We start from the raw sequence: 26,049 nt of genomic DNA on the forward strand, positions 1-26,049 counted from the left end.
ATAATAACTTACTGGTATCTATGGCTATACACTTAAGCGCGACAAGAAATAATGATAATCACTCTCATCTTTAAGCAAGCAAAATCAATTTTATCGCTGCCCAATTACTGAAATTTGTTAAAAATTATATTCTTTTTTATGAATAGTCTGGCCCTACTCCGGCTATCAGGCTGGCCCAGTTGAAAAGAGCCTTTCTTGCTCAAATATGGTATTATTCTTAATAATCCATATTAATGAAATTGATAGAATGTTGCTGCGTTTATATCAGGTACTGCTCTACCTTATTCAACCTTTGATTTGGCTGCGGTTGCTGTTACGTAGCCGTAAAGCCCCCGCTTATCGCAAGCGTTGGGGGGAACGCTATGGTTTTTGCGCCGGTAAAGTTGTCGCTGGCGGTATCATGCTGCATTCAGTTTCAGTCGGTGAAACACTGGCCGCGATCCCTTTAGTCAGGGCATTACGTCACCGCTACCCATCACTGCCCATTACCGTGACCACCATGACACCTACCGGTTCTGAGCGTGTCCAATCTGCGTTTGGTAAAGATGTTCACCACGTTTATCTGCCTTACGACCTCCCCGGCTCGGTGAACCGTTTTCTTGATCAGGTCAATCCTAAGCTGGTCATTATCATGGAAACAGAACTGTGGCCGAATCTTATCAATGCGCTGCATCGTCGCAAGATCCCACTGGTGATTGCCAATGCACGTCTTTCTGCCCGTTCTGCCGCTGGCTATAAGAAGATCGGTAGTTTTATCCGTAATATGCTGCAACGCATCACACTGATTGCTGCACAAAATCAAGAAGATGGCGACCGTTTCATCGAACTGGGCCTAAGACGTTCTCAGTTAACGGTAACGGGCAGCCTGAAATTTGATATTTCCGTCACCCCTGAATTAGCAGCCAGAGCCGTAACATTACGCCGCCAATGGGCACCGCATCGCCCGGTGTGGATTGCAACCAGTACTCATGACGGCGAAGAAGCCATTTTGCTGGAGGCTCACAGCCAACTGCTGCAACACTTCCCGACATTATTGTTGATTTTGGTACCTCGTCATCCCGAACGTTTCCCGAAAGCGGTTGAACTGACACAGAAAGCAGGGCTGAGTTATACCTTACGTAGCAAAGGTGAAATCCCTTCTGGCAGTACACAGGTTGTGATTGGCGATACCATGGGTGAACTGATGCTGCTATATGGCATTGCCGATCTGGCCTTTGTCGGTGGAAGCCTGGTTGAACGTGGTGGTCATAATCCATTGGAAGCCGCGGCCCATGCCATTCCGGTGTTGATGGGGCCACATACATTTAACTTTAAAGACATCTGTGCCAAGCTGGAACAGGCTGAAGGGTTGATAACCGTGACAGATACCCTATCGCTGGTAAAAGAAATCACCGTGCTGCTAACAGATGAAGATTGCCGCCTCTATTATGGTCGCCATGCAGTTGATGTGTTGCATGAAAACCAAGGTGCACTACAGCGGCTATTACACTTGCTGGAGCCTTATCTGCCGCAACGGAGCCACTAAATGAGTGCAAGAAAACGCCTGTCAGTGGTGATGATTGCCAAGAATGAAGCCTCATTGCTGGCGGATTGTCTGGCATCAGTGAGCTGGGCTGATGAAATAGTGGTATTGGATTCAGGCAGTGAAGATGAAACCATCGCGCTGGCTCAGCAATATGGCGCTAAAGTCTACTGTAATGAGCAATGGCCGGGTTATGGTAAACAGCGGCAATTAGCCCAACAATATGCCAGTGGTGATTATATTCTGATGCTGGATGCCGATGAACGAGTAACCCCTGAGCTTAAAGCTGCTATTGAAGCGGTACTTATCGCACCAGAGGAAGGCGCGGTTTATAGCTGTGCACGGCGGAACCTGTTTTTAGGCCGTTTTATGCGCCACAGTGGCTGGTATCCAGATCGAGTAACCCGGTTATATCCGCATCATCAGTTCCAATATAACGATAATTTGGTGCATGAATCGCTCAATAGCGGCTCAGCAAAAGTTATCCCGTTGAGCGGTGATTTATTGCATCTAACTTGCCGTGATTTCTTTGCTTTTCAACGTAAACAACTGAGTTATGCAAAGGCGTGGGCCACTCAGCGCCATCAGCAAGGTAAGAGTTGCAGCTACTTCTCTATTCTCAGCCATACTCTTGGGGCTTTCTGTAAAACATGGTTATTACGTGCAGGTTTCCTCGATGGTAAACAAGGGCTATTGCTGGCAGTCGTAAACGCGCAATATACCTTTAATAAATATGCGGCTCTGTGGGCATTGAGCCACCAATATCAGAAAAGCGAGAACTCATGACCACCAAAGCCATCTATCCGGGGACATTTGACCCCATAACTAATGGGCATTTGGACTTAGTGACACGTGCCGCTGCCATGTTCAGCCATGTCATCCTGGCTATTGCCGACAGTTCCAGCAAAAAACCGATGTTTACACTGGCAGAACGCGTGGCATTGGCCAAAGAAGTGACCGCACCTTTGAAGAATGTAGAGGTTTTAGGATTCAGTGAACTGATGGCTGAGTTCGCCAGAAAACACGATGCTAATATTTTGGTACGAGGCTTACGCTCAGTATCAGACTTTGAGTATGAATGGCAACTGGCCAATATGAACCGTCACCTGATGCCAAAACTGGAAAGTGTGTTCCTGATGCCATCAGAAAAATGGTCGTTTATCTCTTCCTCATTGGTGAAGGAAGTGGCGCGCCATGGTGGAGATATCACGCCGTTCCTTCCGGTACCGGTCACCAAAGCGCTAATGAGTAAACTGGCCTGACTCTTTATTTACGCGATACCCTATATAGCCAGAGTTAATTGGCGTTACCGGTAGGTGGTAAGCGAACATAGCTCACAACCCAGCGGCTTCAAATACGAAGGGTAAACGATTAATGCTGGCAGTGGCGGCAAAAAAACGTACTGCGCTGCCCATGTTTCGCAATTTCAATCAGATGCCCACAACGGCGACATGGCTCGCCTGCCCGCCCGTACACCTGCAACTCCTGCGCAAAGTAACCAGGCTTACCGTCTGACTGTAGAAAGTCGCGCAATGTAGTGCCCCCCTGCTCAATGGAATGCAGCAACACGGCTTTTATTGTGGCCACTAGCAGTACAATTTCAGCGTTGGTTAATGAACCGGCAGCACGGTCAGGCAAAAGACCCGCGGCAAACAAGGATTCACTGGCGTAAATATTGCCAACCCCAACTACCACTTTATTATCCATCAGCCACTGTTTAATCACGGTGCGCTTATTACGTGATTTATCAAACAGATATTGGGCAGAAAATTCGTCGCTCAGTGGTTCTGGCCCTAAATGTGCTAATACATTGCTGGTTTCAAGGTCTTTTGCCCACAACCAGGCACCAAAGCGCCGTGGGTCGGTATAACGCAATATTTTGCCATTACTGATCACCAAATCGACATGGTCGTGTTTTTCAGCTTCAGTTTCTTCAGATAATATCCGTAAGCTACCTGACATTCCCAGATGGACGATAATCCAGCCAGTTGGCAGTTCTATTAGTAAATACTTGGCCCGACGCTGAACACTGAGCACCGGCTGATCGCTCAAAGCCAGAATTTCATCGGATACCGGCCAACGCAAACGGGCATTTCTAACCACCGCGTAAAGAATGGTTTGGCCGACAAGATAAGGTTCGATCCCGCGTCGGCTGGTCTCAACTTCTGGTAATTCAGGCATGTAACCTCCCTAAACGTATCTCACTGAACTTTATATAATAAAAAACCCGGCCGAAGCCGGGTTTTTATAATCCACCAAAATTAAAATTATTTAATTTTAGCTTCTTTATAGATCACGTGTTGACGGACAACTGGATCGAATTTCTTCAATTCCAATTTTTCCGGCTTAGTACGCTTGTTCTTCGTAGTGGTATAGAAGTGACCAGTACCAGCAGAAGAAACCAGCTTGATCTTCTCGCGAACACCTTTAGCCATGATTCAGTTCCTTAATACTTCTCACCGCGGGCACGAATTTCGGCCAAGACCGTTTCGATACCCTTCTTATCAATAACACGCATACCTTTAGCAGATACACGCAGAGTTACAAAGCGCTTCTCGCCCTCAACCCAAAAACGGTGAGAGTGAAGGTTCGGCAGAAAACGGCGTTTGGTCGCGTTCATTGCGTGGGAACGGTTGTTACCGCTCACCGGGCGCTTGCCAGTAACTTGGCAGACTCGGGACATGTCTATTCTCCAAAAATCAAATCAGCTCGAGCTTCGTATAGGATTTGGCCGCCTCGTCAGGCTTTAGAGCCCATCTCAGCAAATTCACTGAGAAGACTCACTGTCATCAGGTCAGAAACCCCTGCCACCAGGCTATAAACCTGCTGAGATAGGCTCTTCACGCCAAACCCAAGATTCTCAAAGGTGGCGTAGTATACGCTCTGAAGCGTAAGTGCTCAAGTCCCGAACAGCTAAAGATCCTGAAAGGATCAATTATTATTGCTCTAAAGCCATCCCCGTTCAGCAAATGAGACACATTCACCCCGGCCAACCACTAAATGATCGAGCACACGAATATCTAATAATGAGCAGGCTTTTATCACCTGCGTAGTAATCAAACGGTCGGCTTGGCTCGGTTCAGCCTTACCCGAGGGGTGATTATGCGCCAGAATCAGCGCGGCGGCATTAACCTTCAGCGCTTCACGCACAATTTCTCTCGGATGGACCTCAACACTGCTAATGGTACCAGTAAACATCTCCTCATGGCGAATAACACGATGCTGGTTATCCAAAAACATGACTAAAAAAATCTCTCGTTCGCGGTGGGAAAGAATATTTTGTAGAAACTTTTGGGTAATTTCGGGATTTTGCAGAACACTTTCCCGCATCAGGTGGGATGAAAAGCAACGGCAGGCTAGTTCTGCAATAGCTTGAATTTGGCTGTATTTAGATGCACCAATCCCTTTTTGAGCACATAACGTCTGATAATCCGCCGACATCAGCCCATGAAGTGAGCCAAACTCTTCAATCAGATATTCAGCCATCTGCATTACGTGTACTCCCGGAATACCGGTACGCAGAAAAATAGCGAGTAACTCGGCATCGGTCAGCATGGCTGCACCGTATTTCAGTAATTTCTCCCTTGGGGCTATCTGCCCATACCATTCATCCATCCTTTGGCTCCTGTGATCCCAGAACAGCACGTGCAGCATGACAGAAGGCTTTCTGCCTGGCGAACTCATGATTAAGTGCATGCGAAACGCTTCGCAAATTTGATGATTGATGACATCAAGCGACAGCCCGATAGCTAATCTACTCAGCGGTTATGCTAAAATATTGCCTCTTACAGCTTTCATTCGGACAATCATGATGACGGGACTTTCCGGCAAACATATTGTGCTCGGGATTAGCGGAGGTATTGCCGCGTATAAATCTCCTGAGCTGGTACGCCGCTTGCGCGACAGGGGCGCAGAAGTGCGTGTGGTGATGACGACCGCCGCCAAAGCGTTCATTACGCCGCTCACGTTGCAGGCAGTCTCGGGCTATCCCGTCTCAGATGATTTACTCGATCCGGCGGCAGAAGCCGCCATGGGCCATATTGAGTTAGGTAAATGGGCTGATCTGGTCATCATGGCTCCGGCTACGGCTGATTTGCTGGCCCGGGTTGCTGCGGGGATGGCAAATGACCTACTGACCACGGTTTGCCTGGCCACGGCAGCCCCTATTGCGGCTGTTCCGGCCATGAATCAACAGATGTACCGTGCTACGGCCACCCAAGCGAACTTGCAGACTCTCGCTAATCGCGGAATGTTGCTGTGGGGGCCGGACAGCGGCAGCCAGGCTTGTGGTGATGTGGGGCCGGGAAGAATGCTGGACCCGCTGGAAATCGTCGCACTGGCAGACAGTCATTTTTCTGCAAAACAAGACCTGCAACATTTGAGTGTCATGATTACCGCAGGGCCAACGCGTGAAGCACTTGATCCGGTGCGCTTTATCAGTAATCAAAGTTCGGGCAAGATGGGCTTCGCAATTGCTCAGGCCGCCGCCGCGAGAGGCGCTAAAGTCACGCTGATTGCAGGCCCGGTGAATCTCTCCACGCCGACGGGTGTTAATCGCATTGATGTTGTCAGTGCTCTTGAGATGCAGCAGGTCGTGCAGAACACCGTAGCCCAGCAGAATATTTTTATTTCTTGTGCTGCGGTAGCGGATTACCGTGCAGAGCAAGTTTCTGATGAGAAAATAAAAAAACAGGGTGATGAGATCACCCTTAAGTTGGTGAAAAACGCGGATATTGTTGCCGGCGTGGCTTCGATGGCTAAAAATCGACCATTTGTGGTTGGATTTGCTGCCGAAACCCAGAATGTGGAAGAATACGCGCGACAAAAACTAGTGCGAAAGAAGCTGGATCTGATTTGCGCTAATGATGTATCGCTCGCAGAGCATGGTTTTAATAGTGATACCAATGCCTTGCACCTTTTTTGGCTGGCTGGAGAGAAACGTTTACCGCTCAGCGATAAACACCTCCTCAGTCAGCGTTTAATAGACGAGATTGTCAGCCGTTATGATGAAAAAAATCGACATTAAAATTCTGGACCCACGTGTTGGCAATGAATTTCCTTTACCAACCTATGCTACAGAAGGTTCTGCCGGGCTGGATTTACGTGCCTGTCTGGACGAGGCAGTTGATTTACTGCCGGGGCAAACCACATTGTTACCTACCGGCTTAGCCATACACATCGGTGATAGTGCTTTAGCCGCCGTCATTCTGCCGCGCTCCGGTTTGGGGCATAAGCATGGCGTGGTATTAGGTAATCTGGTGGGGCTGATTGATTCCGATTATCAAGGGCAATTGATGGTGTCAGTCTGGAACCGTGGTCAACAGGCTTTTACCATCGAACCCGGCGAACGCATCGCTCAGATGGTGTTTGTTCCCGTAGTACAAGCAGAATTCAATTTGGTTGAGGATTTTGACCAAAGTGAACGTGGTACCGGTGGTTTTGGTCATTCTGGGCGCCAATAACCTACCCTAGACCTCAATATCGTAAAAAAGCTATCACATAAGCCGCCGGGGCTTGGTACCCAGTGCGGCCGATATTTGGGTTTTTGTTATTAAGTCATTTTTAGCAAGGGTCTACTCGGACATGGCAGAAAAACAGAATACGAAAAGGAACAGGCGCGAGGAGATTTTGCAGGCTTTAGCGCAGATGCTGGAATCCAGTGATGGCAGCCAACGCATTACTACCGCTAAACTTGCCGCCAATGTGGGGGTTTCTGAAGCAGCGCTTTATCGACATTTCCCCAGTAAAACGCGGATGTTCGATAGCCTGATCGAGTTTATTGAAGATAGTCTGATGTCCCGCATTAATTTGATTCTGCAAGATGAAAAAGAGACGTTTAATCGCCTCCGGCTAATCCTGCTACTGGTATTAGGGTTTGCAGAACGCAACCCCGGCCTGACCCGAATCATGACCGGGCATGCACTGATGTTTGAGCAAGATCGTCTGCAAGGGCGGATTAATCAACTGTTTGAACGTATTGAAGTGCAATTGCGTCAAGTTTTGCGCGAGAAAAAACTGCGTGATGGGCAAGGTTTTATACATGATGAAGCGCTATTGGCGACTCAACTACTGGCATTTTGTGAAGGGATGCTTTCGCGCTTTGTCCGTTCAGAATTCCGCTACCGGCCAACACAAGAGTTTGACGCCCGCTGGCCACTGATTGTGGCGCAGTTGCAATAAGCTCAGTCGCGGCAGTCAAAAAACCTATAAAAAAAGGGCCTGATGGCCCTTTTTGCTGGCTTAGCAATACCGTGGCTAGATACCGTATTCTTTGCGATATTCACGCACTGCTGCCAGATGATCAGCCATTTCTGGTTTTTCTTCCAGATAACTTATCACATCACTCAACGTCACAATCGCAATCACTTTGCAGTGATAATCACGTTCAACTTCCTGAATCGCTGAAATCTCACCACGGCCACGTTCCTGACGGTCCAATGAAATCATTACGCCAGCCAGGGTCGCGCCCTGTGCATTGATAATCTCCATTGATTCACGAATAGCAGTACCAGCGGTTATTACATCATCCACCAGCATGACTCGGCCTTGTAACGGGCTACCTACCAGACTGCCGCCTTCCCCGTGATTTTTCGCTTCTTTACGGTTAAAACAGTAAGGCACATCGCGCTCATGATGCTCTGCCAATGCAACAGCCGTCGTCGTCGCAATTGGGATACCTTTGTATGCTGGCCCGAACAACAGATCGAACTCCACACCACAATCTACTAAGGCAGCGGCATAAAAACGCCCGAGTTTTGCCAGATCCAGCCCGGTATTAAACAATCCGGCATTAAAGAAATAGGGGCTAATCCGCCCAGACTTCAGGGTAAATTCGCCAAACTTCAACACCTGCTTGTTAAGCGCAAACTCGATAAAATCGCGCTGATAGGCTTTCATGGGTACTTCTCCTCTCCAGATTGTGACTGTTCTTGTTAACTGCTTTATTAACTGACTCGATACCTAAATTGCAGGCAAAAAAAAGGCGACTAGCAAGTCGCCTTAATCAATTATTGTGCTAACACTGCTTTCTGTGCCTGGAAAATAGTCTCTATTCCCCCACGGGCCAGAGCCAGCAACGACAAGAGTTCTTCGTGACTGAATGGTTCGCCTTCTGCGGTGCCCTGCACCTCAATCATCCGGCCATCTTCCATCATCACCACATTCATATCCGTTTCTGCGGCAGAATCTTCTACATATTCCAGATCGCAAAGGGCCTCGCCTTTAACGATACCGACAGAAACCGCAGCAACCAGACCTTTCATCGGGTTCGCTTTCAATTTACCCGCCGCGACCAGTTTATTCAGTGCATCGGCCAGAGCCACACAAGCACCACTGATTGAAGCAGTACGGGTACCACCATCAGCCTGCAACACATCGCAGTCTAAGGTGATAGTGAACTCACCTAATTTCTTCAAATCAACCGCAGCACGTAAAGAACGGGCAATCAGGCGCTGAATCTCTAAAGTACGGCCACCTTGTTTACCTTTCGCGGCTTCACGGGCATTACGGCTATGAGTAGCACGCGGCAACATGCCATATTCAGCAGTTATCCAGCCCTGCCCTTGGCCTTTGAGAAAGCGCGGAACACCCTCTTCGACCGTGGCGGTACACAATACTTTGGTATCGCCAAACTCAACCAATACTGAACCTTCAGCGTGTTTCGTGTAATTACGGGTCAGGGTGAGTGGGCGGACTTGTTGTGCTGCTCGGTCTGCTGGACGCATGGGCTTTCTCCGGCTTTAAATCGATATTGGTCGCGCATTATACGGCCTTAGTGATGTAATGCCTATCCTGCCTGCGCCTCGGAGGCTATAATCGCTGCATCTTTTCTTTAAAACGGGTACGCAACAATGATCCGCAGCATGACCGCTTACGCTCGGCGTGACATTAAGGGTGAATGGGGTAGCGCAGCCTGGGAGCTGCGTTCCGTTAACCAACGCTATTTAGAAACCTATATTCGCTTACCTGAACAATTTCGCAGTCTGGAACCAGTTATCCGCGAACGCATCCGTGGCCGCTTAACGCGCGGCAAAATCGAGTGCAACCTGCGTTTTGAACTGGATGCCAACGCACAAAGCTCTCTGATCCTTAACGAAAAACTGGCAAAGCAGTTAGTTGAGGCCGGTAACTGGGTCAAAATGCAAAGTGATGAAGGCGAGATAAATCCGGTGGATATTCTGCGCTGGCCGGGTGTCATGGCCGCTGAAGAGCAGGATCTGGACGCAATCAGTACCGAGCTAATGCAAGCATTGGATATCGTGCTGGATGACTTCATCGTTTCCCGCGAAACAGAAGGTGCGGCACTGAAAACCCTTATCGAACAGCGCCTTGATGGTGTTAGTGCGGAAGTGATTAAAGTCCGTGCGCATATGCCAAATATCTTGCAGTGGCAACGTGAACGCTTGCTCAATAAGCTGGAAGAAGCGCAAGTCCAACTGGAAAATACCCGTCTGGAGCAGGAATTGGTGCTGATGGCGCAACGTGTCGATGTTGCCGAAGAGCTAGATCGCCTGGAAGCGCACGTTAAAGAAACGCACAATATTCTGAAGAAGAAAGAAGCGGTAGGCCGTCGCCTTGATTTTATGATGCAAGAATTTAACCGCGAGTCGAATACGCTGGCATCAAAGTCTATCAATGCCGACGTGACCAACTCCGCTATCGAACTGAAAGTGCTTATCGAGCAAATGCGCGAGCAGATCCAGAATATCGAGTAAGTTTTAATACATCACAAAAAATGTCTTTAAAGCCCGTGAGATCTCACGGGCTATTTTCTATTTAATCTGCTGCCATTTCTATAATTACGTTATTCGTAGTATCTAAGGTGATTCATACCTACGACTATCGTAGCGATGAACTCTCCTCGACAACAACGTGATATTTTCAGCCAACGTCTTAAGGATGCCCGTATACTTCGAGGGTTGTCCCAGAAAGGGCTGGGTATTGCTTAGCTTGTTTTTCCCGGATTCTGGCTTTACGGTCAATTAAGTCACCATTTCCATCATAATAGCGTCTCGGCCAGATCTCAGCCGGATGAATATTCAATGCTTTCGCAATCAACCACTCACCTTTCGGCCAAGGGCGGATCAGCGCATTTGCTAATGTCGATGAAGCTAACCCCGCAACGCGTGAAAGTTTAGCCAATGAAGTATTCTACTTATGTAAAGCGGCAATAATATCCGCATGATGCCAGTCTTTTCTCATGTATCCACCTAACTCTTGGTCGTAAAAGGAGCAGATATACTCGTGAATTTATTTTGAGTTCGATACTACGGATAACGTAGCTTTTATTTTTGTCTGCTGGAGACCATGAATTTGTAGCAAGTACACGTATAAATCGTTACGAGAAAGGTGTACATGAAGCCAGCATGGAGGTAGCCCAACAACTCGCAGATGTGTTGCAAATACCGCTAGCGTACTTCTATACCGCCGACGATGTATTAGCAGACATGATGTTAGCGTTTATGGCATTATCACCAGAAGAAAAAACCATGGTATTGGCATTGGCGAAACTGTCGATTGCTGCGGCCATAAAGTTGAAGATTTTGTTACCGATGATAGTGCAATGGTTTATACCAGCCCTGAAGGTATCGTAATAATCACGGGCTGCTCTCACTCTGGCATCTGCAATATTATCGATTATGCTATTAAAGTTACCAGCGATAAACGTGTGCGTGCAGTTATTGGCGGTTTTCATTTATTAAATGCCAGTAGTGATACTCTATCCAGAACATCTGACTATTTTAAACAACTCAATGCTAAAGCAGTTTATCCCTGCCACTGTACTGATCTTAAAGCCAAAATAGCCCTAGCTAATGCAGTTAATATTGAAGAGGTCGGCGTTGGCATGATACTGAACTTTTAGTAATTAAAGTGCCCAATTTGAGCAGTAATAACGAGAATCATCTGATTATTATAATTCCATAATATTTGTAAGTGTTTGTGTATGGCAAGAGGTTTAAAGCTAATGCATAATCCCTGCTGGAATTTTAACGCTCAAATAAGAAGGATTTCGTAATGCTTAAGAATGTACTTTTTTTCGATGCTTTGCTAACACCAAAAATTCTTACTGGTTTATATTGGCTTTTACTGGTGCTCATCATTATTTCCGGCGTATTTGTAATGATAAATACCAGCGTCATCGGCGGCTTTTTTAGCATCCTTGCTGGTGGCCTTACTTCTCGAATCTGTTTTGAAATGATCATGATCGCATTCAAAAACAATGAATATCTGAAAAAAATCGCAGAAAAACCATAATTAGGATTTGGGTATTCTTACTTCATTTGAAATGGAATACCCTAATTGCTCACCATTTTGCTGTTGTAGTGATGTTAACCCGCCCAAAGTCACACTTCTCTCTCTCGAACAAGCGGCTCTTCTTCATTATTTTATCAATTAAAATCTTTTGTATAAATCAATGTAACAATATAAAAAATATGATGTTTTTTTATTTTTTCCATGCTTACCTTTCTTCTTATGCCACAATTTGAGAGCAGAAAGGGCATTTAATATGTTTATGACTACTATCTAATATCAGGTATGAAGAAATTACACATATACTTTATTGGTTGGTCGGTCTAGACAGGGTCGTTTTATAAGGGCCAGAATTACCACCATCACAGGGTAAGCCAGAAATAGCGTTGCTTAAATTTTCTGGCTTAGGTAAGTAAAAGACACATATACACTTTTAGGGGATCGCGTATGTTCGAAGACCAAAACACATCGATCCTTGATACCTATTTTGGTACCCATAGCCCTTTTTGGCGACTGGCTTTTGATAGTCAAGCTTTAGAGTTGTCAGCGATTAAAGGGACTACAAATATTGCTATTCCCCTTAATTCAGTTCAAACAATGAAAATTCGGGGCTTAACCGGCATTACTGCCAGTTTAGATATTGAAATCGAGATTTATGGTAACCCACTTCATTTACATCTGGTGGGCCGTAAAGTTAATGACAAAGAATGGGGCGGAACTGCTTCTGCGTACGCGGATACTGAATCAGTAGCGCGCGATTTAGTAATGGGGCTTTCCTTTGCAGAACAAGTGGTTTCTGAAGCTAACTCAGTCATTGTGATTCTCGATAAAGATGGTTATGTACAGCGTTTCAATCACCTTAGCGAAGAATATACTGGTAAAAAAGAACAAGATGTCATTGGTAAAAATGTTTACGACTTGTTTATGACAGCCAAAGAGGGAGCCTCATCACGTAAAAATATTGAGGGCTTCTTCCAGCGCGGTGCATCTTACGAAGTTGAGCGTTGGGTTAATACCGTAAAAGGAAAACGTCTCTTTTTATTCCGCAATAAGTTTGTTCACAGTGGCAGTGGCAAAAACGAGCGTTACCTTATCTGTTCTGGTACCGATATTACTAAAGAAAGGCGTGCTCAAGAGCGTTTGCGGATTTTGGCTAATACCGACATGATTACTGGCCTGCCTAATCGCCACGCTATTCATGAACGCATTAATAGCGCGATCCTAACTCGTGGTGATTCTTCGGTGGGGATTATTTACCTCGATCTCGATAATTTTAAAAAAGTGAACGACCATTACGGTCATATGTTTGGTGATCGCTTACTGAAAGATGTCTCACTCGCCATTTTAAGTTGTTTGGGTGAAAGTGAAATGCTTGCCCGGTTAGGCGGTGATGAGTTTATTGTTCTGGTCGAGAATGCCTCGATGAGCTTACTGGAGGCAACTACACAGCGTATTCTCAACCGCATGAAATTGCCCTTCCGGGTAGGATTGATTGAAGTATATACCGGGTGCTCTATCGGGATAGCACTGTGCCCTGAACATGGCGATACACTAGAGAATATTATCCGTAGCGCAGATACTGCCATGTACACCGCAAAAGAACATGGAAAACAGACCTATTCGATTTTTTCACAAGAGATGAATAAGAAAGTATCTGAATACGTCTGGCTAGATACCAATTTACGTAAGGGTTTAGAACAACATCAATTACAAGTTTTTTACCAACCCAAGATATCTGCCAAAACGGGTAAAGTTCATAGTGTCGAAGCATTAGTCCGATGGTTATCACCTGAGCGTGGTTTAATCGCCCCACTTGAATTTATCTCCTATGCCGAAGAATCCGGGTTGATCGGACCATTGGGAAAATGGGTACTGCAAACCTCAATGCAACAAGCGGTAGATTGGAAAAAACGTGGAATTAACTTGCGGGTGGCGGTCAATGTGTCCGCCAGGCAATTAATTGATGAAGCTATCGTAACCAGTTTTATTGAGTCCCTTGAATCCAGCGAATTAGAATCAAGTTTGGTTGATGTTGAATTAACCGAAAGTTGCTTAATTGATGATGAAGATGCAGCCATCAATATCATGAAACAACTACGTCACTTGGGTGCTCAGGTTCATTTGGATGACTTCGGCACTGGCTATTCTTCACTTTCTCAATTGGCCCGTATCCCTATTGATGCCATTAAATTGGATCAAAGTTTTGTTCGTGATATTGATAATAATCCTATTTCACAATCTCTGGTTAAAGCCATTATCGTTGTCGCTGAGGCACTTAAAATGCGGGTGATTGCCGAAGGTGTGGAAACTAAAGGGGAAGAAGAATTCCTGGATTCTATTGGCATTGATGAAAAGCAGGGATTTCTTTACGCCAAACCAATGCCCGCAGATGAACTGGAGCATTGGCTGGTAACACAACACCCTCACCTTTCATTGGATTAGGTGCATAACGTTATATTGCTTTTGGCATTGCCGAAGTATGCCGGTCTTGTAACGTAACCAACCGTTCGATATAGGCAATATCTTTCGGCTCAATAGAAAATGCAGAATCAACCCAATCCTCAGTGATATCCATCAGTTCTGAACGCGTTAATTGTAAAACACGTTGCCGGACCCTAATCATCGCTCTCATACCATTTAACTTCGGCCTGATCGTATCTATAAAGGTGCGAGTAGCAAGATAAGCATCTCCCGGCTGAAATAACTTATCAACTAAGCCACGACTCTCATACCATTCCGCTGCATGAGACTCACCCGTCCAAATCAATTGTTCGGCTACCCTCATTCCTGCTTTTCTGGCAACAAGCGAATACCCCCCCATGCCAGGAAATAGATTAAATGCAATTTCTGGGAATCCCATTCTGGCTGTAGTTTGTGCCAGAACAAAATGATGGGCTAATGCTGCCTCAAAGCCGCCACCTAACGCGCTGCCCTCAATCATCGCAATAGAGATAGCACCAGTATCAAAGCCACGGGAAGCCGCATGAACACAATCTACGCATGCACGCGCATATGCCATTAACGCTTCTCGTTTGCGGTTTTTGATCATATGCGCGAAAAAGTTTAAGTCCCCCCCTACATTAAACATATTGGGCACCACCGAACCCGTCACCCAAAAATCAAAAGGTAACTTTGATTCTTTAGCGGCTTGCGCGAGTGTCATAATATTTTCAATTAATTCCAGATTAAAACAAGGGCGCGGATGAGCGCGCAACAACATCCACATGGTATTACGCTCTTCTTCGTAATAGGCCGATATTTGAGATAAGTGGCCAGCCTCAGTAAAAGGGCGGCAGCTAGGAAGATTAATCATATTCATATTCCATCCAATGAGTTAGTTAAACACAAATAGTGCTATTTCTGCCGGATCCTCCTTGAGGAAGCGCTAAACTTGCCGGAGTGATGGCAACTTAAGCTGGCAGATAAATAGTGAGTCACCCAATGGATAAATGATGAGAAAAGCAGTAAAAATTTTAACAATACGCATGTTTAGAGCTGTGTTAAGGCGCTAAATAGAATATATATTGCCAAGGCGATAGAATTTCAGATGAAAAAAGCCTGCCGTTATGGATAAAATACTGGCTGAACTTTATCCCTGACGGATTTTTTATGCTGCAAATTCTGCACTTTCTTTTAGCATTGATGACTATTGCAATACTGGCGTTGTTAGCCAGTCGTGACCGAAAAAATATTAGACTGCGCTATATTTTTCAGTTATTGGTTTTAGAAATTGCACTGGCTTATTTCTTTTTACACTCAGAAAATGGCCTGGGTGCGATAAAGTATTTTGCTGGATTATTCGAAACACTGATGAAATTTGCCTCAGTCGGTACTAGTTTTGTTTTTGGCGGAATGAACGAACAAGGCTTAGCATTTATATTCATGAACGTTCTTTGCCCGATCATTTTCGTTTCTGCACTGATTGGGATTTTACAGCACTTTCGCATATTGCCACTCATCATACGGGTGGTGGGCACGTTGTTATCCAAAGTAAATGGCATGGGGAAACTGGAGTCTTTCAATGCCGTAAGTACATTGATTTTGGGACAATCAGAGAATTTTATTGCTTACAAAGGGATTATTGCTGATATATCACCACGTAGAATGTACACCATGGCAGCAACGGCGATGTCAACAGTGTCCATGTCGATTGTAAGCGCTTATATGACCATGCTTGAGCCAAAATTTGTAGTAACTGCATTAATATTGAATATGTTTAGTACTTTTATTGTTCTTTCTATTATTAATCCTTACCCTGTTACTGAAGAACCCGAATTAAAGCTAAACAAACTTCATGAAGACCAAAGTTTTTTTGAGATGTTGGGGGAATATATTCTGGCTGGTTTTAAAATCGCTATGATTATAGCCGCGATGTTAATTGGGTTTATTGCCATAATTTCTGCTATTAATGCTTTATTTAGTAGCTTATTCAACATCAGTTTCCAGGAAGTGCTGGGATATCTATTTTATCCACTTGCTCTGCTGATTGGCATTCCTACTCAGGATGCGTTACAGGCGGGGAGTATTATGGCTACCAAACTGGTGGCAAATGAGTTCGTTGCCATGATTGAATTAAAGAAAGTAGCAGCCGAAATGTCTCCACGTGGCTTAGGCATTCTTTCTGTCTTTTTAGTATCTTTTGCTAACTTTGCCTCAATTGGTATTGTTGCTGGTGCCATCAAAGGGCTGAATGAGCAACAAGGGAATATCGTTTCACGATTCGGATTAAAATTAGTCTATGGTTCAACCTTGGTCAGTTTACTTTCTGCCGCCGTTGCAGGACTTATTTTGTAATAAGGTAAGCTTTCATTCTAAGCCAAAAATAGGACTATCAGCCTTTTATCTCTCGTAAATTGGAGATAAAAGGCTTGAAATGAATGTTAGAAATCTACGCACACAGTAGTATCAACTCGCATGACAGATTCTTGTGAAAACTGCTGTTTATAGCGGGAGCGCAGAGCTTCAATGGCGTCTTCTTTGCCATCTTTATGAATAAGGACTAATGCCTTACTGCTTTCTTTGGCAACTTTCCCATTATTTCCTAACCATTGCCCCTTGGCATCGATTACGGTCAAGCCTTCATTGAAGCGGCTAGTCACATCATTATCGACAAAAGACTGCCATTCAGTGATAGAAATAGCGGGGCCATGAGGCCGATTCAAACCGAAGTAGAGTGTGGTTTGTGTCATTGACTCACCTTTAATACAGGCCGGAGGTACAACTTTCACCGCTACTGTGTTTGCATGACCAGCGCTATCAACACAACCGCTCAGTAATACCCCGATAGCAACCATACCGGCAAACAATGCCCCACGATAACGCAACGGATTAACACGATTGTCCATGAACAAATCTCACTGAAATAAAAGATAAAAACTACCATCCCCTGAATGACTCTGCAATCACGCAAGAGGATCATACAAGCGTACTGATGTACTCTCTCAGAGTTTTAACCTGCCATTTTTACCCTACAATTATTCATGCTTAATTATTAACAAATTCTTTTTTTATCTATATTTATTAGATATATAATTAATAAATTGATTAGTTAAAGTAATCTTAAATATATGACTTAGAAAATCTCAGTCGCGACAACCAGCCTTAGTCACTACTCTGCGGCCTTTACTGCCCTTAAGAAATTTGATTCATTATGCTACTCAGTATTCTTTATATTATTGGTATTACAGCTGAAGCCATGACCGGGGCACTGGCTGCAGGCCGCCGTCAAATGGATATGTTTGGTGTCATTATTATTGCATCTGCAACGGCAATTGGTGGTGGTTCAGTCCGAGATATGCTGCTGGGCCATTATCCGCTGGGTTGGGTTAAACACCCGGAATACATTGTTATTGTCGCCGTTGCTGCAATCGTCACAACTTGGATGGCGCCACTAATGAAGCATTTACGCCATTTGTTTTTGGTGCTTGATGCAATTGGGCTGATCGTTTTCTCTATTATTGGGGCACAAATCGCTCTTGATATGGGCCACAGTACGATAATTGCCGCCATTGCGGCCGTCATTACCGGCGTTTTTGGCGGCGTCCTGCGCGATATGTTCTGTAACAGTATCCCCTTGGTATTCCAGAAAGAAATCTATGCTGGTATCTCATTCGCTGCCGCCTGGATCTACATTGCTCTGCAATACACACAACTGTCACATAATTGGGTTGTTATCATTACACTCGTCACCGGGCTAAGTGCACGACTGTTAGCATTACGATTCCGGCTGGGCCTGCCAATCTTCAAATATGAGCATTCAGAGCATTAAGTCAGGTACGTGAAGGTTTACTCCTCAAGTTGGAACCCGCTAATGTTCTGTTGCGATAAAAAGTCAGCCATAGCTTGCACCTCTGGGTGGTGTAAGAAATGAGTAATCTGTTTTGCTCGAATCGGCCCAATACCCGGTATTAAACTCCACTCGGCGATACTGCGTTGTTGTAGTGACCGCCATTGAGAATTGACAAGTGTACCCCCCGCAAAACCCAATGCCAGTAGCCATTGGGAAAAGGGTTTTTCCCTTGTGCTTTGAAATTGCTGATAAATATTTTCAGCACGGGCTATCCCTATACCAGGAACACCCGCTATTTGGGCTTTAGTGAGGGATAGCCACCCCACCAAATCATTGATCAGCCCATGATGGATCAGCTCTCGCCAATATCCACTACTAACACTTTGTATATCTAGTCCTTTTGGGCCACTAAGCCATGTCAAACGAGAGAGAAGTTGCGGCTCACATTCAGGAGGGATAAGGCGAAAACAGCTCAATTGATGAAATTGATCCTCTGCTGGAGGAGTGAACGTCTGCCGTTGGCTTACCCGCCAAACAACACTATCCAACCGTGGAATACCATGCCCGGCCAGTGCAATAACGATTTGATCGCCAGATGTAATATCCCACTGCCGCCAACGCGCGACCGAGCCAACATTCACTCGCCTAATCCATTTGTCATCAATTTTTACCGGTGAAACCTGTAAAACGACTGTCACTCTACCAGTGCGGCCTATCGTGAAATGTATATCTTTAATTTCAGCAACTTGCTGTTGTGGTGGGTATTTCCACGCCACAACCCAGTGCCCCGGAACGGCCTGCCAGTAGCGTCCGGCTGGCTCCTGTTCCTGTCGGATAACAACGCCATCAGTTACAAAAGGCAGCGGTGTTTGCAACCAGTGTTTGCGAAAGTGTGCAACATCGCGACTTGATACTATTGGTTTGCTGTATTTAGCGGTCAAGGGGAAGCCCATCGCTTGCAATAGTGTCCCTTTCTCCACCATGCTGCTTGGTCCATCAGGCCATGCCCATATAAAAATGCCCAATTGGGGTAGTAATGCCGCTGGAGACTTACGCATAAGTGCACCAGCAACTGTCGCCCTGGCATTGACACCACCAGACGATGCTTGTTGATGGTCGTCCATTTGTAGGAATAGCTCCCCTTGCAGCGTTAACCAGGGAGGCGCGGTAGCAATATATTGAGGAATAGCAGTAATAAATGGTGCTTTGTCAGTCCAGTTCTGGCCTTTCAAACCATTTCCTCGACTGAGAAGTTGCATCAGTTTTCCATCCTGATACACCAGTGTTACTGCAACACCATCTATTTTGGGCTGCACCCAGAGATTTTTCCGCCCCACCATCCAATCAGCCAGTGCAGCTTCATTTTTAAGTTTTTTTAGTCCGGTATGCGCAACCGGATGAAGAAACTTCCCATTACCAGGAGTAAGTCGGTTTTCCTGTTTGTCCGGCAATAAATGGCATGACTGCCATAACTGTAATTTTTCCTGCAATTGATCGTAAACATCATCGGCAAGCACGCTAATACCTTGCTGATGGTAAGCCACATTCCACTTATCCAGTTGTTTCTTGAGTGAGTTAATTTCAACCGACATTCTTTCTGGCGGCCATTCAGGGCAGATAGCTTCCGCTCTGGAAGACCAATGTATAAAACTGACTATCAACAGAACAAATATTTTTAAATTCAGCATGCTCATCAGTCCCTTTCCTTGGTGACCGGAAGTAAAACCTGAAATGTCTTATCCGTCGAAGACCAAAAAAATTAAATGCGGGCGCTACCGAAAAATAGTTTTCTGCTTACAGCTACAAATGAAAATTACGCAATCTTCGCCGCAAAATCAGAAAATCGAGCTGTTTACAGACGAAACATTCAGGTGAAATGTGTTGTAACGCTGCATGACGCGTAGCAGCCGTGTATACTGTGCGGAGATTCACACTTCTGCTTTCTATATACACCCAAAGTAATTGGTGTTGCGGATAGGTAGCAAGCGAGCAAATCCTGATGTGCTGACTAAAGTCAGTGATTTTGGATAGAGGGCTGCTAGCGCCGTTGCAACGTCAAGTAAGAAGGGTATATCAACCTAATCAACTGAAACGTCATCATGGTCCAAGGCACGCTATACATCGTTTCCGCGCCCAGTGGGGCAGGGAAATCAAGCCTGATTCAGGCTTTGTTAAAAACACAACCGCTGTACGACACGCAGGTTTCTATTTCCCATACCACGCGTGCAATACGTCCGGGTGAGAATCACGGTGAACATTACTTCTTCATTTCTAAAGAAGAGTTTTGCCAGATGATTGATGACGATGCTTTCCTTGAGCATGCCAAAGTATTTGAAAATTACTATGGCACCTCACGTTTGGCGATTGAGCAGGTTCTTGCAACCGGTGTCGATGTATTTTTAGATATCGACTGGCAAGGTGCGCAGCAAATTCGTGCAAAAATGCCCACTGCACGCAGTATTTTTATTTTGCCGCCTTCCAAGGAAGAATTGGATCGCCGCTTGCGAGGCCGTGGGCAAGATAGCGAAGAGGTTATCGCTAAGCGAATGGCGCAAGCTGTCGCCGAGATGACCCATTACGCTGAATATGATTATTTAATCGTAAATGATGATTTCAATCTGGCTTTATCTGATCTGAAAACCATTATTCGCGCAGAACGACTGCGTTTAGGCCGCCAGAAACAGCGGCATGACGCTTTAATCACCAAATTATTGGCAGACTGAACCGAGTTTCAGTATCATGCCCCGTCATTTCGTCACCTGTGGAGTAGCAGAATTATGGCACGCGTAACTGTTCAAGACGCTGTAGAGAAAATTGGTAACCGTTTTGACCTGGTGTTGGTCGCTGCTCGTCGGGCACGTCAAATCCAGTCCGGCGGTAAAGACGCACTGGTTCCAGAAGAAAACGATAAAGTTACTGTGATTGCGCTACGCGAGATTGAAGAAGGCCTGATTACTAATCAGATTCTCGATGTTCGTGAACGCCAAGAACAGCAAGAGCAGGAAGCCGCAGAGATCCAAGCGGTAACCGCGATTGCTGAAGGTCGTCGTTAATTAGACAGCGAGTCTGCCTTGTACCTGTTTGAAAGCCTGAATCTGCTGATTCAACGTTACCTGCCAGAGGAGCAGATTAAGCGCCTCAAACAGGCATATCTTGTTGCACGTGATGCTCACGAGGGTCAGACACGCTCCAGTGGTGAGCCTTATATCACTCATCCTGTTGCTGTGGCCTGTATTCTCGCGGAGATGCGGCTCGATTACGAAACCTTAATGGCGGCGTTATTACATGACGTCATTGAAGATACTCCTGCTACATATCAAGATATGGAGCAGTTGTTTGGGAAAAGCGTAGCCGAGCTGGTCGAGGGTGTTTCTAAACTCGATAAACTGAATTTTCGTGACAAGAAAGAAGCTCAGGCGGAAAACTTCCGCAAAATGATCATGGCGATGGTGCAAGATATCCGCGTTATTTTGATCAAACTGGCTGACCGCACACATAACATGCGAACGCTGGGTTCCTTACGCCCAGATAAACGTCGCCGCATTGCACGTGAAACCCTTGAAATATATAGCCCACTGGCCCATCGGCTGGGTATCCATCATTTAAAAACCGAGTTGGAAGAGCTGGGTTTTGAAGCGCTCTACCCCAATCGCTATCGCGTAATTAAAGAAGTGGTGAAAGCCGCACGTGGTAACCGCAAAGAGATGATTCAGAAAATCTTGGCGGAGATTGAAGGGCGTCTGACTGAGGCCGGTATTCCTTGCCGAGTCAGTGGTCGTGAAAAGCATCTCTATTCCATTTATTGCAAAATGAACCTGAAAGAGCAGCGCTTTCACTCCATCATGGATATCTATGCTTTTCGGGTTATCGTCAAAGAAGTCGATACTTGCTACCGCGTGTTGGGTCAGGCTCACAGCCTGTATAAGCCACGCCCCGGTAGAGTGAAAGACTATATTGCCATCCCTAAGGCTAACGGCTATCAATCGTTACATACCTCATTAATCGGCCCTCATGGGGTTCCGGTCGAGGTACAGATTCGTACTGAAGATATGGATCAGATGGCCGAAATGGGGGTTGCTGCACACTGGGCTTATAAAGAGCAGGGTGAGTCTGGCACCACCGCACAAATTCGCGCTCAGCGCTGGATGCAAAGCTTGCTGGAGTTACAGCAAAGTGCAGGCAGCTCATTTGAATTTATTGAAAGCGTAAAATCTGATTTATTCCCTGATGAGATTTACGTTTTCACCCCAGAAGGGCGCATAGTTGAATTACCTGCCGGTGCGACACCTGTCGACTTTGCCTATGCTGTGCATACCGATATTGGCCATGCCTGTGTAGGTGCGCGTGTTGACCGTCAGCCCTACCCGCTTTCTCAGTCACTGAACAGTGGCCAGACCGTTGAGATTATTACCGCTCCGGGTGCTCGGCCAAATGCGGCCTGGCTGAACTTTGTTGTCAGCTCGAAAGCGCGAGCCAAAATTCGCCAGTTGCTGAAAAACCTGAAACGTGATGAATCGGTGAGCCTTGGCCGCCGGTTACTGAATCATGCGTTAGGAAATGGTCGAAAACTGTCTGATATTTCTGAAGATAATATCAAGCATGAACTGGACCGTATGAAACTGGCGACGCTAGATGATTTGCTAGCAGAAATTGGCTTGGGTAATGCGATGAGTGTGGTAGTGGCCAAAAACCTGTTGGGTGACCTATCAACGCTGGCGACCTCTGGCACCCGTAATCTGGCAATCAAGGGTGCCGATGGCGTCCTAATTACCTTTGCCAAGTGCTGCCGTCCTATCCCCGGTGACCCGATTATTGCTCATATCAGCCCAGGCAAAGGTTTGGTTATCCATCATGAGTCTTGCCGTAATATCCGTGGCTACCAGAAAGAGCCTGAGAAATTTATGGCGGTTGAGTGGGATCAAGAGACTGAACAAGAGTTCATTGCTGAAATTAAAGTCGATATGTTCAATCAGCAAGGTGCTTTGGCAAATCTGACTGCGGCAATCAATGCAGCCGAATCTAATATTCAGAGCCTGAATACTGAAGAGAAAGATGGCCGGGTATACAGTGCCTTTATTCGCCTGACTACCCGTGACAGGGTCCATCTGGCTAACATAATGCGTAAGATTCGTATCATGCCAGATGTGGTTAAAGTCAGCCGTAATCGTAACTAACGCCTATGAATCCTCAACGCTATGCGCGGATTTGTGAAATGCTGGCTACCAGGCAGCCGGACCTAACGGTTTGCCTGGAGCAAGTACATAAACCTCATAATGTATCCGCTATCATTCGTACAGCTGATGCTGTCGGTATCCATCAAGTACATGCAATTTGGCCAACGACTCAGATGTATACACGACTCTCTTCCGCGGCCGGCAGCAACAGTTGGGTACAAGTCAAAACACACACCCATATTAGCGATGCCATTGCTCATCTGAAATCACAGAACATGCAAGTTCTGGCAACGCATCTGTCTGATAATGCTGTCGATTTTCGTGAAATAGACTATACCCGCCCAACCTGTATTTTGATGGGACAGGAGAAGACCGGTATATCTGAGGAAGCGTTAGCACTCGCGGACCAAGACATCATTATTCCGATGATCGGCATGGTGCAATCACTCAATGTTTCTGTCGCGTCTGCGTTGATTTTATATGAAGCCCAACGGCAGCGGCAAAATGCAGGTATGTATCAGCGAGCAAAAAGTGTCTTGCCCGAAGATGAGCAGCAACGGTTACTGTTTGAGGGGGGCTATCCGGTATTGGCACAAGTCGCCAAACGGAAAGGGCTACCTCAACCGCATATTGATGAGCAGGGTCAGGTTATTGCCGATGCACAATGGTGGTCTGCCATGCAAGCCACGGAGTCTTAAATGAAAGGCCGCCTGCTGGATGCAGTACCCCTCAGTACACTTTCCGGTGTTGGTGCAAGTCAGGCTGGGAAACTGGCTAAAATGGGGTTGGAAACCATCCAAGACCTACTGCTTCATCTCCCACTGCGTTATGAAGATCGTACTCGCCTGTATCGTATTGGCGATTTAATGCCTGGCCTCTCGGTTAATGTTGAGGGCGAGGTTCTACGTTCTGATATCACCTTTGGCCGCCGCCGCATGATGACCTGCCAAATCAGCGACGGTAGTGGTGTTCTCACTCTGCGTTTCTTTAACTTCAACGCTGCGATGAAAAACAGTTTGTCTCCGGGCAAGCATGTTATCGCCTACGGCGAAGTCAAACGGGGCAATACCGGGGCGGAAATCATTCACCCTGAATATCGGGTGCATGGCGAGAACATTGGCGTTGAATTACAAGAGTCCCTGACACCCGTTTATCCCACCACCGAAGGGATTCGTCAGGCGACCTTGCGCAAACTTATCGATCAAGCGCTGGCGATGCTGGATACTTGTGTTATTGCCGAATTATTGCCGATTGAGTTAAGCCGCTCACTCATTAGCTTGCCAGAAGCTATTCATACCCTGCATCGCCCACCAGCAAATATTCAGTTGGCTGATTTAGATCAAGGCAAGCATCCTGCACAGCAGCGGCTGATCATGGAAGAGCTAGTCGCTCATAACCTCAGTATGTTGGCTGTCCGGGCCGGCGCGCAAAGCTATCGGGCATTACCGCTATTGGCAGAGCAACAACTCAAACAACGTTTTCTGGCCGCGCTACCTTTCACCCCCACGCATGCCCAGCAACGAGTAGTGGCGGAGATTGAGCAGGATATGACCCATAACTTCCCGATGATGCGATTGATTCAAGGGGACGTTGGCTCAGGAAAAACATTGGTTGCAGCCCTGGCCGCGCTACGGGCAATTGCTCACGGCAAGCAGGTTGCTTTGATGGCACCCACCGAATTACTGGCAGAACAACATGCCTCCACTTTCCGCCAATGGCTAGAACCGTTGGGACTGCAAGTGGGCTGGTTGGCTGGCAAGCAAAAAGGTAAAGCCCGTATAGCGCAGCAAGAAGCGGTCGCCAGCGGTCAGGTTGCAATGGTTGTTGGCACCCATGCGATGTTTCAAGAACAGGTGCAGTTCTCTGGACTGGCGCTGGTTATTATTGATGAACAACATCGTTTTGGTGTTCATCAACGGCTCGCTTTATGGGAAAAGGGTGAGGAGCAAGGTTTCCATCCACATCAACTTATTATGACCGCGACCCCAATTCCAAGAACGCTGGCCATGACTGCCTATGCAGATCTTGATACCTCAGTGATTGATGAGCTTCCCCCAGGTAGAACACCGGTGACTACAGTGGCAATCCCTGATACCCGCCGCAGTGATGTTATCCAGCGAGTTAAAAATGCCTGTCTGGAAGAGGGTCGGCAAGCTTATTGGGTCTGCACACTGATTGAGGAATCTGAAGTCCTGGAAGCGCAGGCCGCCGAAGTAACTTGTGAAGAACTGAAAATTGCTTTGCCGGAAATTAAAGTCGGTTTAGTTCATGGGCGCATGAAAGGACCAGAAAAACAGGCAGTTATGCAGGCATTTAAACAGGGTGAGTTGCAGCTATTGGTGGCAACCACAGTGATCGAGGTAGGGGTCGATGTGCCTAACGCCAGCCTGATGATAATCGATAACCCGGAACGCTTGGGGTTAGCGCAATTACATCAGTTACGAGGCCGTGTCGGCCGTGGTGCTGTCGCCTCTCATTGTGTATTACTCTATAAAACGCCGTTGAGTAAAACCGCCCAAATGCGTTTACAAGTGTTGCGTGATAGTAATGATGGCTTTGTCATTGCCCAGCGGGATTTAGAAATCCGTGGACCGGGCGAATTGTTGGGGACACGGCAAACTGGAAGCGCGGAGTTCAAAGTGGCTGATTTACTGCGCGATCAGGCGATGATTCCCGAAGTCCAACGGGTAGCTCGCCATCTGCACCAGCAATATCCTGAACATGCACGCGCATTGATTGAGCGCTGGCTACCAGAGCGAGCGCGTTACACTAACGCTTAATGAATAAGGGGCAAGTAAACTCGCCCCAGAGTA

At 46.4% G+C, this 26,049-nt stretch carries 27 protein-coding genes and 1 pseudogene; 18 read left to right on the forward strand and 10 right to left on the reverse strand.

Annotation, left to right across the window (positions count from 1 at the left end; all coding sequences use genetic code 11):
* Positions 1 to 247 precede the first annotated feature (247 nt).
* Genes waaA through coaD form a run of 3 tightly spaced genes read left to right on the forward strand, consistent with a single transcriptional unit; the run spans position 248 to position 2,784 of the window.
* Positions 248 to 1,525, forward strand: coding sequence for a lipid IV(A) 3-deoxy-D-manno-octulosonic acid transferase (gene waaA, locus V1956_RS01685; RefSeq protein ID WP_442821389.1), 1,278 nt, complete (start codon positions 248 to 250; stop codon positions 1,523 to 1,525).
* The gene (locus tag V1956_RS01690; RefSeq protein WP_372560142.1) at positions 1,526 to 2,308 is read left to right on the forward strand and encodes a glycosyltransferase family 2 protein; all 783 of its coding nucleotides are present in this window, start codon (positions 1,526 to 1,528) and stop codon (positions 2,306 to 2,308) included.
* Entirely contained in the window at positions 2,305 to 2,784 is a 480-nt protein-coding gene (gene coaD / locus V1956_RS01695) for a pantetheine-phosphate adenylyltransferase (RefSeq protein ID WP_083161716.1), read from the forward strand. Before V1956_RS01690 ends, coaD begins: the two co-directional genes overlap by 4 nt.
* A 109-nt stretch (positions 2,785 to 2,893) precedes the next feature.
* Here coaD and mutM read toward each other — a convergent pair whose 3' ends face one another.
* From mutM to radC, 4 genes are all read right to left on the reverse strand, one after another.
* Complete coding sequence (mutM, locus tag V1956_RS01700; RefSeq protein WP_372560143.1) at positions 2,894 to 3,703, reverse strand: bifunctional DNA-formamidopyrimidine glycosylase/DNA-(apurinic or apyrimidinic site) lyase; 810 nt, start codon at positions 3,701 to 3,703, stop codon at positions 2,894 to 2,896.
* Between the two features lie 86 nt (positions 3,704 to 3,789).
* Positions 3,790 to 3,957 (reverse strand): 50S ribosomal protein L33, encoded by a 168-nt coding sequence (gene rpmG, locus V1956_RS01705; protein ID WP_004392084.1) that lies wholly within the window; start codon positions 3,955 to 3,957, stop codon positions 3,790 to 3,792.
* Positions 3,958 to 3,968: 11 nt separating this feature from the next.
* On the reverse strand, positions 3,969 to 4,205 hold the full coding sequence (gene rpmB / locus V1956_RS01710; RefSeq protein WP_005164747.1) for a 50S ribosomal protein L28: 237 nt from the start codon (positions 4,203 to 4,205) through the stop codon (positions 3,969 to 3,971).
* 263 nt (positions 4,206 to 4,468) lie between these two features.
* Positions 4,469 to 5,137, reverse strand: coding sequence for a RadC family protein (gene radC / locus V1956_RS01715; protein ID WP_083161712.1), 669 nt, complete (start codon positions 5,135 to 5,137; stop codon positions 4,469 to 4,471).
* A 193-nt stretch (positions 5,138 to 5,330) separates the two neighbouring features.
* Between radC and coaBC the strand changes: the two genes are divergently transcribed.
* From coaBC to slmA, 3 genes are all read left to right on the forward strand, one after another.
* The gene (gene coaBC, locus V1956_RS01720) at positions 5,331 to 6,548 is read left to right on the forward strand and encodes a bifunctional phosphopantothenoylcysteine decarboxylase/phosphopantothenate--cysteine ligase CoaBC (protein WP_442824749.1); all 1,218 of its coding nucleotides are present in this window, start codon (positions 5,331 to 5,333) and stop codon (positions 6,546 to 6,548) included.
* On the forward strand, positions 6,526 to 6,984 hold the full coding sequence (dut, locus tag V1956_RS01725) for a dUTP diphosphatase (protein WP_042568893.1): 459 nt from the start codon (positions 6,526 to 6,528) through the stop codon (positions 6,982 to 6,984). Before coaBC ends, dut begins: the two co-directional genes overlap by 23 nt.
* Positions 6,985 to 7,105: 121 nt before the next feature.
* On the forward strand, positions 7,106 to 7,702 hold the full coding sequence (slmA, locus tag V1956_RS01730) for a nucleoid occlusion factor SlmA (RefSeq protein ID WP_005191076.1): 597 nt from the start codon (positions 7,106 to 7,108) through the stop codon (positions 7,700 to 7,702).
* Between the two features lie 75 nt (positions 7,703 to 7,777).
* Here slmA and pyrE read toward each other — a convergent pair whose 3' ends face one another.
* Together pyrE and rph are read right to left on the reverse strand one after the other, a co-directional pair.
* A complete protein-coding gene (gene pyrE, locus V1956_RS01735) occupies positions 7,778 to 8,419 on the reverse strand; it encodes an orotate phosphoribosyltransferase (protein ID WP_083161707.1) in 642 nt (213 codons plus the stop codon).
* A 110-nt stretch (positions 8,420 to 8,529) separates the two neighbouring features.
* On the reverse strand, positions 8,530 to 9,246 hold the full coding sequence (gene rph, locus V1956_RS01740) for a ribonuclease PH (RefSeq protein ID WP_083161705.1): 717 nt from the start codon (positions 9,244 to 9,246) through the stop codon (positions 8,530 to 8,532).
* A gap of 126 nt (positions 9,247 to 9,372) precedes the next feature.
* Between rph and V1956_RS01745 the strand changes: the two genes are divergently transcribed.
* Positions 9,373 to 10,236, forward strand: a complete 864-nt coding sequence (locus tag V1956_RS01745) for a YicC/YloC family endoribonuclease (protein WP_005191086.1) — start codon at positions 9,373 to 9,375, stop codon at positions 10,234 to 10,236.
* A 178-nt stretch (positions 10,237 to 10,414) separates the two neighbouring features.
* Here V1956_RS01745 and V1956_RS01750 read toward each other — a convergent pair whose 3' ends face one another.
* Complete coding sequence (locus tag V1956_RS01750) at positions 10,415 to 10,663, reverse strand: helix-turn-helix domain-containing protein (protein ID WP_442824750.1); 249 nt, start codon at positions 10,661 to 10,663, stop codon at positions 10,415 to 10,417.
* Positions 10,664 to 10,812: 149 nt separating this feature from the next.
* On the opposite strand from V1956_RS01750, the pseudogene V1956_RS01755 reads away from it, so the two are divergent.
* From V1956_RS01755 to pdeR, 4 genes and pseudogenes are all read left to right on the forward strand, one after another.
* Positions 10,813 to 11,031, forward strand: a pseudogene (locus tag V1956_RS01755) (helix-turn-helix domain-containing protein); the annotation flags it as partial.
* Between the two features lie 53 nt (positions 11,032 to 11,084).
* Entirely contained in the window at positions 11,085 to 11,384 is a 300-nt protein-coding gene (locus V1956_RS01760) for an MBL fold metallo-hydrolase (RefSeq protein ID WP_442824751.1), read from the forward strand.
* 152 nt (positions 11,385 to 11,536) lie between these two features.
* Complete coding sequence (locus tag V1956_RS01765; RefSeq protein ID WP_442824752.1) at positions 11,537 to 11,776, forward strand: DUF4282 domain-containing protein; 240 nt, start codon at positions 11,537 to 11,539, stop codon at positions 11,774 to 11,776.
* 444 nt (positions 11,777 to 12,220) lie between these two features.
* Positions 12,221 to 14,215: a cyclic di-GMP phosphodiesterase gene (gene pdeR, locus V1956_RS01770; protein ID WP_372560148.1), complete on the forward strand. Its 1,995-nt coding sequence runs from the start codon at positions 12,221 to 12,223 to the stop codon at positions 14,213 to 14,215.
* 10 nt (positions 14,216 to 14,225) lie between these two features.
* Here pdeR and V1956_RS01775 read toward each other — a convergent pair whose 3' ends face one another.
* On the reverse strand, positions 14,226 to 15,092 hold the full coding sequence (locus V1956_RS01775; RefSeq protein ID WP_102970503.1) for a crotonase/enoyl-CoA hydratase family protein: 867 nt from the start codon (positions 15,090 to 15,092) through the stop codon (positions 14,226 to 14,228).
* Between the two features lie 290 nt (positions 15,093 to 15,382).
* Here V1956_RS01775 and V1956_RS01780 point away from each other — a divergent pair, with 290 nt between their 5' ends.
* The gene (locus V1956_RS01780) at positions 15,383 to 16,567 is read left to right on the forward strand and encodes a NupC/NupG family nucleoside CNT transporter (RefSeq protein ID WP_083161668.1); all 1,185 of its coding nucleotides are present in this window, start codon (positions 15,383 to 15,385) and stop codon (positions 16,565 to 16,567) included.
* An 86-nt stretch (positions 16,568 to 16,653) separates the two neighbouring features.
* On the opposite strand, the gene V1956_RS01785 is transcribed toward V1956_RS01780, so the two are convergent.
* Positions 16,654 to 17,118, reverse strand: a complete 465-nt coding sequence (locus tag V1956_RS01785; protein WP_372560149.1) for a DUF3574 domain-containing protein — start codon at positions 17,116 to 17,118, stop codon at positions 16,654 to 16,656.
* A gap of 305 nt (positions 17,119 to 17,423) precedes the next feature.
* Between V1956_RS01785 and V1956_RS01790 the strand changes: the two genes are divergently transcribed.
* Entirely contained in the window at positions 17,424 to 18,041 is a 618-nt protein-coding gene (locus V1956_RS01790; protein ID WP_442824753.1) for a trimeric intracellular cation channel family protein, read from the forward strand.
* A 17-nt stretch (positions 18,042 to 18,058) separates the two neighbouring features.
* On the opposite strand, the gene ligB is transcribed toward V1956_RS01790, so the two are convergent.
* Complete coding sequence (gene ligB / locus V1956_RS01795) at positions 18,059 to 19,756, reverse strand: NAD-dependent DNA ligase LigB (RefSeq protein ID WP_442824754.1); 1,698 nt, start codon at positions 19,754 to 19,756, stop codon at positions 18,059 to 18,061.
* A gap of 405 nt (positions 19,757 to 20,161) precedes the next feature.
* On the opposite strand from ligB, the gene gmk reads away from it, so the two are divergent.
* Genes gmk through recG form a run of 5 tightly spaced genes read left to right on the forward strand, consistent with a single transcriptional unit; the run spans position 20,162 to position 26,016 of the window.
* The gene (gmk, locus tag V1956_RS01800) at positions 20,162 to 20,785 is read left to right on the forward strand and encodes a guanylate kinase (RefSeq protein ID WP_005191120.1); all 624 of its coding nucleotides are present in this window, start codon (positions 20,162 to 20,164) and stop codon (positions 20,783 to 20,785) included.
* Positions 20,786 to 20,839: 54 nt separating this feature from the next.
* A complete protein-coding gene (rpoZ, locus tag V1956_RS01805) occupies positions 20,840 to 21,115 on the forward strand; it encodes a DNA-directed RNA polymerase subunit omega (protein WP_004392061.1) in 276 nt (91 codons plus the stop codon).
* 18 nt (positions 21,116 to 21,133) lie between these two features.
* Entirely contained in the window at positions 21,134 to 23,236 is a 2,103-nt protein-coding gene (gene spoT, locus V1956_RS01810; protein WP_083161661.1) for a bifunctional GTP diphosphokinase/guanosine-3',5'-bis pyrophosphate 3'-pyrophosphohydrolase, read from the forward strand.
* A 5-nt stretch (positions 23,237 to 23,241) separates the two neighbouring features.
* Entirely contained in the window at positions 23,242 to 23,934 is a 693-nt protein-coding gene (trmH, locus tag V1956_RS01815) for a tRNA (guanosine(18)-2'-O)-methyltransferase TrmH (protein ID WP_083161659.1), read from the forward strand.
* Positions 23,935 to 26,016 carry an ATP-dependent DNA helicase RecG gene (gene recG / locus V1956_RS01820; protein WP_372560152.1) on the forward strand — a complete coding sequence of 694 codons (2,082 nt, stop codon included), beginning with the start codon at positions 23,935 to 23,937 and terminating at the stop codon, positions 26,014 to 26,016.
* Positions 26,017 to 26,049 lie beyond the last annotated feature (33 nt).

The organism is Yersinia sp. 2540 StPb PI, from assembly GCF_052217165.1.
Classification (GTDB): Bacteria; Pseudomonadota; Gammaproteobacteria; order Enterobacterales; family Enterobacteriaceae; genus Yersinia; species Yersinia enterocolitica_E.